We start from the raw sequence: 12,555 nt of genomic DNA, 5'->3' as shown, positions 1-12,555 counted from the left end.
TATATTTTGAGTATATCGCATTAGGAAGGATGGAACGTGTGGTATAGTCCTTGGCCTTTAGCATACTCAGTAACCTTAATAGGACCGCCAGCTTCACTATAGAAAACGTCTATATCGGAAAGACCTTCGGGTGTACGATAATGAAAATCACCTGACATGGATACATAGCGTTGTGAGATTTCGGAGCGACTCGCCATATCAGTATGACGAGCGTCCAGAAGGGACATTGCCCTATCGGAAACAATCTCAACGGTAATCGTGCTGTGTACATCAAGTTCGTAATCCGTTAAGCCCAATTTCTTAAGTGCAATATAGTCGGAGGACAAAATTGCGGGTTTGAGCAGGTCTGGCTTATATTCAAGGTAAGGGTTTTTGATACCCTCGATTACATATCTGTGGTCAGCAAACCAACGAAGGGCGGGACTTCGAAAATGGAATCAACCAGTTGCTTAAACAAGCCGCAGTGCTTGGCTGTGAGGAAGTGATGGAATCCTTTCTTTCCACTTTTGCTGTCGAGTCCGTACATGATATCAAGAAACGTTAGAATATTCATTGAATTAATGAAGTCCGTCTGGCGCTCACATTTCCATCGGAAGTAATTGTTTGGTTCTTTAAATGTGACCAAAGAATCAGATATGTACCTCTTCCATTGGGTTGTATCCTTCAACCGTGAACACAATGCTGCCATGACTTGTAATGCTGAGGTGTCCTTTATTTAGGATATCTCGTACCAACTTGTTACTTCCTGTGTTATATTTTTCAAAACCATCATAACAGTTTCTAAAGGCATATTCAACCAATTTATGATAGGCTGGTGTCGAATGAAGTGGGGTTGTATTCATTCTACAAGCACCCCCTTTTTCTAGTAATTATAGGTGTTGTCGGCGCGTCTGTCTCTGCCACCCAATGGGATAACCATGGTATTATATAGCATTCTAGATACTACCATTTCACCCAACATTTCATCCTTTCGTAATACAACATCTGGAAAGTTACTAGTGAAAATAGTGCTCTTTTGCTCTTCTTTACGGAAGTCAATAACATCATAGATTAAATCTCGTATAATCGGCGTAATCCGTCCACTTCCAATATCATCTAAAATTAACAACGGTACGTCCCTCATCTGGCTAAGCTCCTTATGAGCTTCAAAGGTAAACTGTTCATCGTTTCGGGTATAGATATCACGTTGTCGGTTAGCCCACGCCCCAAATTTGACGTACTTAGCCACAGGACTCTCGTAATCAAACCACTGCTGGTCACGGCATACCTTGTAGACGAACTCATTCAGGACGGCATTTGCTGTCCACGTCTTCCCTGTTCCCTTATACTTGTTTATAAGCGCTAAGTTCGTGCCGGACTTTACGAACCCTACAGGATTTTCCAGAAGTTCCTTAATAATTTCTGCAAAGTCCGCATTGTCCTTGTCAGTCACGTAGTGATAAAGGTTTGCCTCCCTATACTCACGTGGGACTTTTGCTAGTTCTAGTGCCTTATTCAGTTTGTCGTAACCCACACAATAGGTAAATAAATGGTCGGGCGGCAATTTGACTTCTCCACTTCGCAATTTGCACCATTCTTTAACAACGCATGAATCGCAAGTACTAAATAGATCACTCATTAGTTACCTCCTTTAATTCTCTTCAAGAAGTCCTCTGAAGACATGCCTTTGTTCTGTTGTACGGCAAATTCAACCATGCTCTTGCTATCCTGGGTAGTGATGTGAAAAGGCTTCTTTCCCGTCTTGATATACAGTTCAATCTCTGCTGCCCTGCCTGACGTACAGAATCGCTCCATGGTATGCAGGTCATAGCCCATCTCAAAATAGGCATCAATGTTTCGCTTAACCTGTTCCTTATTCCCTTCAGCGTTCTTGATGATACGTCCAATCATTCCACGGTGCTTACTGCGGGCGGCTTCGTGCGTGTTGCCTGTCGTGTCGATATACTTCTCGTAGAAATATGTGACGAAGTGATCGTTCTTCCACTTATCAACTTCATCGGGGAGGTTATACCGACTAACCCCTCCCAAAAAATTACCCGCTTTTCCAATTGAGCTGCCTAGAGCGTTTTTCGGGTTAGCATTTAGGGCTTGCTGTCGTTCGGTGTCTGGCTTCGTCTTTCCGCGGATTGGTGGGTAAAATAAGTAGTTACTGTCCTTCTTTACCCTATTAAGCAAGGTCTCTCTTATTTGATTCTCCGTATCACGGCAGACTGGAATCTCCTTGAAGACAACTCCTTCGGCTTTAAGCTTGTCGAGCATCTTAACGAAGGACTCGTATGCCTCTTCGTAATGACATACCTCGACAGCCTTGTATACATCATTCACAGCCCGCCAGAACATCTCAGATACGTGCAGGTGGTCTACTTTGTCCACGTCCATTAAATAGTATGTGTTAGTCCTCCTGTTTCCGTTACGCTCTTTAAGAATAAACCCCTTCTCACATAGTTCGTCGATGTATTTGATAGCGGTCTTCTTTGTGCAGTTACAAGCCATTGCTATTCTGGAAACGGCAGGGAAAGCTTCTCTACCATTCTCGAAAACATACTTGGATATTACGCCATAAGCAATCTTAGCGGTGTCCGATAATTCCAGACAGGAGACAACCATGTTCGGTAATTGAACGTGCCCTCTGTTTTCGGAGTCTCGGTAGATAAACTGCTTTTCGCTAGATACTATCACCCGGCCTCTGTGTTCCGTCATAGAATCATCTCCCTGCTATAAGTAGTCGTTCCATGTATGAGTAAGGTTGCGGGAGGCAAAAAAAGAACACACGTTCGGTTAGGAATAATTTAGCATGCGAACATATGTTCGTCAATATATAAATAAAAAACAAACAACTTGTGGGTTTCCAGCAGAGGATGTCGCCTAGTCCTAACGTCCCATCCTTAGGATGTGGAATAGAACCGCGTATCACGTGTGTAACAGCAGGAACTACGCCAAAGTCAGCGTAAATCATGCGGAGAACAGCCATAACGAATGCACTACCTGCGCGAACATCTGCACCTAGTATGACTTTGGATGCAGTAAGCACCCCGTCCCTCTCGACGATCTTCCGACCTTTCACGATGGTATGAACACGGTCCATGTGAGCGGCGACGATATTTGGCTTAGTCCGTCTTACGGCAGGGACTCTGCTTATATCGCTGTACATATGTATAAGGGGATGCCGTACGAGGCGTATTTTGCAGCGATGGAGGAGATCTTTCTTCGTTATGGAGGAAGGCCCCACTGGGGCAAGCTGCATACGCTGGACAGCGAACGCCTCAAGGATCGGTATCCGATGTGGGATGCCTTCCGCCGCGTGCGAGCAGAGCTTGACCCGGATCGAATCCTTCTCAGCCCTTATATCGAGAAGTTGTTTGATGCATAACTCATCTGCATAAAAAAACGCATTCCTCACCCGTAGGTTGAGGAATGCGTTATTCATTACACCTGTGGTGACTTGCACGGATAGGTGTACCCCAAACATTGGAAGCCTTTGCGCTCCAGAGCAGGCCGGCTCATCGGACTGGCGTCTACTGTGAGCAGACGGAAGCCGCGCTTCCAAGCTTCTTGGGCACGAATGGCGATGAGCCCGGTGTAGAGTCCTTTGCCACGGTAATCAGGAAGGGTAGAGCCGCCCCAGAAGCTGCAAAAAGAAGTGCCCGTATGCATATACATCCAGGCGCCGCTTACGATCCGGCCCGCCTCGTCATACGCTGCATGGATCATAAGCTCGTCTGGCGTATGACGCAGATCATGCTTCAGTCGATGGCCCAGTTCCTGATGCGATTCTTGCCATATGGACTCTTCCAGTGCCATAAGGCCGTCGACACCGTCATCGTTGGTTATGGGCTTGATGGATTCCGGGATCGAAGCTGTCAGCAAGGGATGCCCGGACTCAAGCCCCATGACCATCAGCGCTTCTGCGTCCCCGATCTCGAAGCCGCGGGCTTCCAAGCGATCTCGCAAATCTGCTGGCTGGTCAAAGTCATACAGCTTCCACTCGAAGCGACGGCCTAGCGAAGCGAAGTAATCGAGCTCCCGCTGAATGATGGCATCGGCTTGACTAGCGGTCAGACTGGAGTAGCTGATGAAGCTGTCTTCTTCCCCTGAAGAGATCTGCCTGATCACATATTCGTCAGCCTCACGGCGGGTTCCGGGGTAGACGATATCGATTCTTTGCTGGCGGTTAAAGACTTCGATTAGATTGGATTTATTCATAGGACATCGCCTCCTTTTGAGTTTTATATCATAAATGATCAGTTTTTCATGCAAAATGCCGATGATGACATGTTTACATGTCCCCTTATAGAAGAGGGAGAAAAGGGGGAACTAAATGATTGACAAGTCAACCCTGCAATCCACATCCCGTGTAAGAATAACCTATCCCGCAGGCCTGGCCATTTTCTTAGCGTTAGCGGTATTGTATGCCATAGGTTCAGCTTATTTACTTTTATCGAATCCAGATAAATAAAAAAAACGCTTCCTTAGTCGCTGGCTGAGGAATGCGATACTCGTTATATTTGAGGCGATTTGCAAGGGTAGATGTAACCTAGGCAATGGAAGCTGTTACTTTCCAGTATCGGCCAGACTATGGGACTGGCGTCGACCGTGAATAGACGGAGGTCGTGCTTTCAAGCCTCTTGCGATCATATGGCGAGAAGTGCTTTATAGAGTCTTTTACCGCGTTATTCGGGTAGAATAACGCCTCTCTAGAAGCTGCAAAGGCTATTCCCGTGTGGGCGGCGTCAATCTCCATGACCATGAGTGCTCCGGCATCCTCGATCTCGAAGTCCATGCGCAGCGAGCCGATTAAAATGCATATACTCTTGTAATTTGTTGTTAGTTGAAAGCGCACCTTTTAGTCATGGTTAAAACGAGTAGTGAATGCATTTAAAAATACTTGCTATAAATGGACCGTTATTTCCCAAATAGATATTTTGGTTTATGAAGTTAAAACGGTGCCCCGAGCTCTTATACAAATTCTCTTAAAAATTCTTGGGTTTATTTTCCCAATACTCGACCTTTCCTGTTTCGTATAGCACTTTACCCTCCATATTTGTTGCTCGGATAGTAATTGGCATGTTCAAAGAAGTGTCACTTAAAAAATACCATATTAAATACTCATCAGCTTTAATAATTTGTGCAGGACTGTTATTCTCACTTATTAAAACAATTTGAGTTATCTCTGGATTTTTAACTATACCTGAAATAATATATATGTTCGGATTTGGGCTTCTCCACAACTTGCCAGTTTAAATTGTGTTTTAAGGACAATGAATTTCTGGTTAAATTTTCAATTACTTTATATCCGAAAATTGTTTTTTTTAATAATACAACATTGACTTCTGACATGTTACTAGCTTCATAAAACGATAATGTTCGGTCCTCATCCATATATACATGCTTTAGTTTGCCAAAATTAGAATCGTAATTCGAAATATTATTACTAAGTTGATTATACAAAGATTTGTTTTGTTGAAGAAATAAATATGAAAGTACACTAAAAGTAATTATCAATATTACAACAAACGAAACTTTTAATATTTCCTTGGTTTTCATCAATATTTAGTCTGACTCCTTTCAGTGGGTTAAAGTCAATTGATAATAACGAGTGCTAATCTAGTATAATAAACGAATTAAGGGTTTGAATAGATAAAGACCCTTCTTTCGAAAGGTCTTTACTATTTTAATTATTATGCAATAAGTTGATGACAAGTGGTTTATTCCATTTATTTAAGGAATTTGTCCATGAGAATCCAAGTGAATCTTTACCTAAAGAGATTCCAGTAATAGATGCAGTATTCCATGTATGCCCATAATCCGCTTTTAAAGAAAGTAGTTTACCATCAGCAGGTGGGTTAACTAGCCAAAAGGACATCCAACCACCGACTCTCCAAGAGCTATATAAGTTAGTAGAGTTTTTATAATATTTAATTACATCCGGATAATCCCAGCCGACGCCTCTTTCGCCTACCCATTTTGACGCTGAATTACTCCAGTCAATTCCTGTAGCTTGATCACTCCATACTGTGAAAAATCCACTATCATATAACGCGATGTCAAATTGCGGCTAAATAAAAACCGTCTGTTCCACCTACACTATAATTAGATCCATTAACTGAAAATGCTGGTGGAGTCCAATCGTTTTTCCAAGTATTATTGTTCCACTGACCCTGGGCATCAAAGACATACATACCCATTTGATAATCATAAGAAACATTTTCAAAATCAAATGAAAAAGCGTTAGCAGCAGAAAGTGGAGATATAATATCGTCATTTTTAATTTTACTCAAAGGGACAAGTCCATTGGAGATTTTTTCATTTTCAATTTCCAATAGCTCTTCTTCTAGGGTAATAATTTCGTTATTTAGGCGATAAGTTTCAAAAAAGTTGTTACTTTTGGCGAGCTTTGTTTCAAGGATACTCTTTTTTGTAAGAGCAAGGGCGGCTTTTTCCACCATTTTATTAATAAACTCAGATCTCTCATCAAGCAGTTTTCGTTGTTCAGGTGTAAAACTATTTAAGTCTACTTGACCAGCCTGTGTAGGTCTTGGAAATGGAAAATCAGTTGTGTTTGAACTACCTTCAGCATAGACGGATGGGAGAATAAATAAACTGAAAACCATGGACATTACAATTCAACTTTTTTCATAACTATCTCCTAATATTTTTATTCAAGGTCGAACCTCTATCCTCCTTTCATTGAAATATTAGTGAGATTAATCAAATAGTTAACTAATACAATAGTGCCATATAATTTCATTTTTTTAATCACTAATATTTTGTGGGAAATAGTAACTGTTTTTGAGTGGGGATAGTATACATATGTACATGAGAGATTCTCTTAGTTTTTCTTTTAGTTGATGGTTTAATAGACAATTCCAAATTAATAAATCTAGCCGTAAAGACCGCTTTGGCGGCATATTTGGTCTTCCGATCGGCCTCCTTTGTAAAGTGATATCGACCACTGTTACGCAAGGTAAGAACCTGCTATGGCGGTGATAAGAGAAGCACTTATGCCAGTCCTAGGCGTAGGCGCTTTGCTGGAATTGGCCATAATCTACTATGCTTTGTTCATGACGGCGAGAAAGCCATTTGTCGCATTTCGAGTTGCAATTAAAGGAGCCAATTGAGATCCGCAGCGCTATCGGCAGGTGTAGGCTAGTGTCCAGTGTCGTCATAACCGTGGATGAGCCGCAGGCGTTCTTGGCAGAGTGGGAGCGGCTGTCGCAAGCGTCCGCAAGTATGGAGAAGAAGGAAAGGTAGCAGGTGGCACCGTACCGTCCCATTGCCCGCTGGGAGCTGCGCGCGGTCAAGGGTATTGCAGTGTATGCCTTTGAAAGCAAGAGGAATGCCCGCTCGTTTGAGTATCCCTGGTAGACCCTCTTTTCCTCAGGAAAGCGCTTCAAAAATAGCTGTTCTATCACTGGTCCATTCTGTATACTGAGCGTAGCTATAGGTTGTGACGATGTATAGATGCATAGGAGGAGATCTGTTCATGTCCAAATGGTTGCTGGGATTGATTGTATCGACAGGACTGGTTCATCTGGCTACATTATCGGTTGATAGCGAGCCGCTGCATTGGGTATTCAAGCTGCTTCCGATGACGCTGATTATTACGCTGGCCATCACGTCTCATCCAGGGAGGACGTCGCGTGTGTATAAGGGACTTGTCGTCACGGGACTGATCTTCAGCATCGGCGGAGACGCGTTTCTGCTCATGTCCGGCGATAAGTGGTTTACGATGGGACTCGCTTCTTTCCTGACTGGGCATCTGTTCTATACGGTTGCGATGCTGACACGTCTGAGAAGCTCGTTGCTAGGTTGGCTGGCTGGCATTCCGATCGTATTGTATTGCATCTGGATGGCTAACAAGTTTCATACGGCCCTTATCGCTGACGATTCGAGGAGCGGATTATGGATTCCGGTTCTATGCTACATCATTGTAATTGGCCTCATGTTCTGGACGGCGATCCTAAGCGGGAATGCATATGCAGCCATCGGGGCTCTGCTCTTCGTTATTTCGGATTCGGTACTGGCGTGGAACAAGTTCGTGGAGTCTGTGCCGTCTGCCGGGCTGCTGATCATGTCCACCTATTTTGCCGCTCAGCTCTTCCTCGCAGGCAGCATCTCCGGCAGCTTGCTCCGAACAGATACAACGTCTGCTCCTGGTTTGAAGGCCAACATATAAAATCGATGCAGAGGGGCGCCAATCTGGCGTCCCTTTTACAATTTCATTACCAAACCTCAATAATCGCTTAATATGGGGGTGACACAGGACAAACAAAGCCTTGTTAAGATGAGTTGTCTTATTCCGTTACTAGGAGGAATCGACAACAATCTTTTAAACGAGGTGGTAGACTTGTTGTTCAGAAAATGGAGAAAACAGCAATGGTTACTGGTAGTATTGGCCATCGTTGTCATGTCAGGCGCGGTCGTACCGTCTGCTGGCGTTTCTGCCGCAGAGGGGACAGAAGCAGGCGATGGCAAGGTAACAATTGTAGATAAAGGATCGACGTGGAGCTACAACGATGAAGGCATCGACTATAGCGACGCTATGAAAAACGTAGCTTTCGACTATGCGGCGTGGAAGGTTGGCGTTGCGCCATTTGGCTATAAAGTATCCGGCGGCAAGACTACGAATGAGGTAGCCCCGACTTCGGTATTCGATAAGGTGGCTACGATTACGAGCTTCGGCGATGATGCATCGAAGAAGCATCTGACGTCGTATTTCAGCAAAATCATTCAAATTGAAGATGTGAATGCTTTTGCCAGCTATGAAGCGACGCTGGGCGTAGACGACGGCATCGTACTGTATGCCAATGGCGTGGAAGTGTACCGCGCGGGCATGGCAGAAGGCGAGGTCGGCTATGATACATTGGCGACATCGGGCAAGGACAAGCCAGTTGTCTATACGGCGGACCTGACGAGTGCGCTGAAGGCAGCGCTGCGCAATGGCGACAACAAGCTGACGGCAGAGGTGCATAACCAGAGCCTGAGCAGCTCTGATCTGTATTTTGACATGATGCTGACAGGGGTGAAGGGTTCGGTAACAGAGCCTGTAGAGCCGCTGGAAGTGGTGAAGAAAGGTGCAAGCTGGAGCTATAGCGACAAAGGTATCGATTATAGTGCGGCGATGAAAGATGCGGCATATGATTTCACTACGTGGGACATCGATCTGGCGCCATTCGGCTACAAAGTGAAGAGCAACGTCCCGACGAATGAGGTGGGACCGGATTCGATCTTCGATAAGGTCGCTACTATTATCAGCTATGGCGGGGATGCGAGCAAGAAGCATATCACGTCATATTTCAGCAAAAAAGTAACGATCGACGATGTGAGCCTGTACGACTCTTACGAGACCGTATTCGGCGTGGATGACGGTATGGTGTTCTATGTGAATGGGGTTGAAGTGTTCCGCGCCGGCTTGCCTGAAGGCGAGATTGGTTACGATACGGTGGCGACCACATCCAAGGATCTGCCGATTATTTATACGCCTGATCTGACGGATGCGCTGAAGGGTGCGCTTCGCGATGGCGAGAATGTGCTTGCTGTTGAAGTGCATAACCAAAGCCTGAGCAGCTCTGACTTGTATTTTGATATGATGATGACTGCGCTGCCTCCAGGCGAAGACGGGGGCGAAGGCGGCGGAGAACCGCCAGTAGAAGAGGGCAAGAACATTGCGTTATTGCCGAAGAACTCGGTCTGGAAGTATCTCGACAACGGCTCTGATCAAGGTACGGCTTGGAGAGCTGTGAGCTTCGATGATGCGGCATGGAATGCAGGGCCAGCGCCGCTGGGCTATCCGGTGAGCGATGCGACAACCCTTTTTGGCAGCATGAAGACGGTGGTCAGCTTCGGCGGAGACAGCTCCAAGAAGCACCGGACGACTTACTATCGGACAACGTTCCAAGTAGAGGATTTGACTTTGATTACGAAGCTGTTCGGTCAGTTTGGTGTTGATGATGGTGTCGTGCTGTATGCGAACGGAGTAGAAGTGTACCGTTTCAATATGCCGGAGGGCGAGCCGGACTACCAGACGCTGAGCGCTACGACGCTTGGCAGTCCTACGACAGAGACGGCTGATCTGACAGGGAGCATGCTGAGCGTGCTGAAGGAAGGCACGAATGTGCTAGCGGCTGAAGTTCACCAGCGCAGCGACAGCAGCTCCGACTTGTATTGGGATATGCAGCTGATCGGCAATCCAGTTGGCCTCACGCCGGAATCGTCCGGCGACCTAATTCCGACGGCGATCGCACTGACGTATAACGGTGATCCGAGCTCGGCTCAAGGCTTTGCTTGGTATACCGATTCCAGCATTACGGGCACCAAGCTGCAAGTAGCGGAAGCCTCGAAGGTAGCGGGCAACACGATGCCTGTAGCGGATACGATCACGTTTAATGGAACCTCGACGGAAATTTACGTCTTCCAATCCAGAGAGGACAAGAGCGCGGGCAAACGGATTTCGTATGCAAGCCACAAAGCGACAGCAACAGGACTTAAGCCGAATACAACGTACAGCTACCGCCTTGGAGACGGTCAAGAGGGGCATTGGAGCGAAATTCGGACATTCAAAACGGCGAATCCGAGCGCCGATGCATTTCAGTTCCTGTATATGACGGATACGCAAGGCACGACGTCATCCGATTATGTGACATGGAAGCATACGCTGGACGAGGCGATGAAGACGTTCCCGGCATCTGAATTTTTTACGCTGACGGGCGACTTGGTTGATCATGGGGACATTGAAGATCAATGGATGTGGCTTTTGAATACGCCGCAGGATACACTGCGCAGCCTGCCCTTTGTTCCGGCGCTTGGCAATCACGAGAGCAAGCTGAACAACAACTTCTGGTACCACTTTAATGTACCAAATGTGTCGTATACAGGTGCCAAGCCGGATGGTTCGGTCTACTCCTTCGAATACGGCGATGCTCAGTTCATGATTATTAATACGGAATATAACGAAGTCAATGGCGTTGATGTGGTGTACAAGAAGCAGGAAGAGTGGCTGAAAGCGGAGGCGGCGAAATCCAATAAGCCTTGGAAAATCGTCCTGTTCCACAAGTCGCCTTATTCCGTAGCGAGCCATACGAACGACTCCGATGTACTGTTCTTCCGCGACAAGCTGACGAAGCTGTTCGACGAGATCGGCATCGATGTGGTCCTGAGCGGCCATGATCACACGTATACGCGGACGTATCCAATGTACGACAATGCGCCGCAGAAGGATACGGTCAAGGATGCGGACGGCAGCATGCTGAATCCGCTGGGCACGATGTATCTGGTGAGCAATGCGGCGGGAGATAAGCGTTATACGCCGAAAGCAGGCCCGTTCCCGTTCGCGGAGAAATATGGGCAGCCGGGAACGGAGATGTTCACGGGCATTACTGTAACCGACAATGCCATGTCGTTCCAGGTGTATACCACAAGTGAGAGCGGCTCCACAGAGCTGTATGATGAATTCAGCATCAAGAAGACGACACCGCAGCCGAATAAGGTCCGCAATGCGACGATTAGCGCGATCAAAGACGGCAAGGCGACCTTGACGTGGAATGCGCCGCAAGGCAATACGGCAGTGGATGCTTACCGCATCTATGAAAAGACCGATAAGCTGGGTCCGAACTGGAATGCGCGTGTCGTCCCTGCTGGCGGCGCAAGCTCCTTCACTTATGAAGTGACGGGTCTGGACGCAACCGCCAAATATGAATTTGTCATCAAAGCGATGGTCGGCAAGAGCAATTCCGAGCCGGTTGTAGCAGTGGCCTCTTCTGGAAATGGCGGCAATAACGGCGGCGGTAATGGCGGCAACAACGGTGGAGATAACGGGAATGGCAATGAGGGCAATAACGGCGGCAACAACGGCGGCAGTGAAGGCTCTAATGGCGGTGAGTCTGGAGGCGGAGAAGGCAATGGGCCGGGAACGCCTGCCCCAACGGTCACAGATATCGCGAATCATTGGGCAAGCTCCTCCATTGAACGCGCGCTGAAGAGCGGGATTGTGACCGGTTATGGTGACGGTACGTTCCGTCCGGATCATGGGGCTTCACGTGCGGAGTTCGTTGCGATGCTGGTCCGCGCGCTGGAGCTTCCGGCAGCACAAGCAGGATCTGCATTTGCGGATCAGGAGCGCATTTCGGCTTGGTCGCACCAGGCCATTGCGCAGGCTGTGGAAGCGGGGCTGATCGGAGGTTATGACGACGGTACATTCCGTCCGTCGGGACGAGTGAAGCGCTCCGAGCTGGCAGTCATGATTGCCAGAGCAGCGGCACTTAAGATTGATCCAGCGGCGAAGCTGAGCTTCTCCGATGCAGGCGAAGTGCCGCAATGGGCAATTCCTTATGTAGCGGCAGTATATGAAGCGGGCCTGATGCAAGGCAAAGGCAACAACCGCTTCGACCCATCCGCGGGCATGACCAGAGCGGAAGCGGTAACGGTTCTCTTGAAGCTGCAAGAGCTCCAGGAGAAGAAGTAGTCTTCTTCGGGCGAATATTTATATGTAAGTAAAGACGAAGCCTCCCAATCAACTGACGGGAGGCTTCTTTGTTGTACTGTGGTTGAGCAATAACA

The 12,555-nt window shown here is 47.0% G+C and carries 7 protein-coding genes and 1 pseudogene; 3 read left to right on the top strand and 5 right to left on the bottom strand.

Going from position 1 to position 12,555, the window contains the following annotated elements; translation table 11 throughout:
• Positions 1–629: 629 nt before the first annotated feature.
• The 3 genes from AC0YNW_RS24130 to AC0YNW_RS24120 are packed head-to-tail and all read right to left on the bottom strand — an operon-like array spanning position 630 to position 2,700.
• Positions 630–842, bottom strand: coding sequence for an FAD-dependent thymidylate synthase (locus tag AC0YNW_RS24130; RefSeq protein WP_475834098.1), 213 nt, complete (start codon positions 840–842; stop codon positions 630–632).
• A 20-nt stretch (positions 843–862) separates the two neighbouring features.
• Positions 863–1,618 (bottom strand): ATP-binding protein, encoded by a 756-nt coding sequence (locus AC0YNW_RS24125; RefSeq protein ID WP_475834097.1) that lies wholly within the window; start codon positions 1,616–1,618, stop codon positions 863–865.
• On the bottom strand, positions 1,618–2,700 hold the full coding sequence (locus AC0YNW_RS24120; RefSeq protein WP_475834096.1) for a helix-turn-helix domain-containing protein: 1,083 nt from the start codon (positions 2,698–2,700) through the stop codon (positions 1,618–1,620). The genes AC0YNW_RS24125 and AC0YNW_RS24120 overlap by 1 nt, the downstream gene beginning before the upstream one ends.
• A 382-nt stretch (positions 2,701–3,082) precedes the next feature.
• On the opposite strand from AC0YNW_RS24120, the pseudogene AC0YNW_RS24115 reads away from it, so the two are divergent.
• Positions 3,083–3,370, top strand: a pseudogene (locus AC0YNW_RS24115) (D-arabinono-1,4-lactone oxidase); the annotation flags it as partial.
• 56 nt (positions 3,371–3,426) lie between these two features.
• Here AC0YNW_RS24115 and AC0YNW_RS24110 read toward each other — a convergent pair.
• Entirely contained in the window at positions 3,427–4,203 is a 777-nt protein-coding gene (locus AC0YNW_RS24110; protein WP_475834095.1) for a GNAT family N-acetyltransferase, read from the bottom strand.
• 1,841 nt (positions 4,204–6,044) lie between these two features.
• On the bottom strand, positions 6,045–6,617 hold the full coding sequence (locus AC0YNW_RS24105; RefSeq protein WP_475834094.1) for a hypothetical protein: 573 nt from the start codon (positions 6,615–6,617) through the stop codon (positions 6,045–6,047).
• 866 nt (positions 6,618–7,483) lie between these two features.
• Between AC0YNW_RS24105 and AC0YNW_RS24100 the strand changes: the two genes are divergently transcribed.
• Together AC0YNW_RS24100 and AC0YNW_RS24095 are read left to right on the top strand one after the other, a co-directional pair.
• The gene (locus AC0YNW_RS24100; RefSeq protein ID WP_475834093.1) at positions 7,484–8,176 is read left to right on the top strand and encodes a lysoplasmalogenase; all 693 of its coding nucleotides are present in this window, start codon (positions 7,484–7,486) and stop codon (positions 8,174–8,176) included.
• Between the two features lie 174 nt (positions 8,177–8,350).
• Positions 8,351–12,460, top strand: a complete 4,110-nt coding sequence (locus tag AC0YNW_RS24095; protein ID WP_475834092.1) for an S-layer homology domain-containing protein — start codon at positions 8,351–8,353, stop codon at positions 12,458–12,460.
• Positions 12,461–12,555: the final 95 nt, after the last annotated feature.

It is taken from the genome of Paenibacillus sp. J31R120 (genome assembly GCF_056269225.1).
This window is presented reverse-complemented; position numbering and strand designations above follow the sequence as displayed.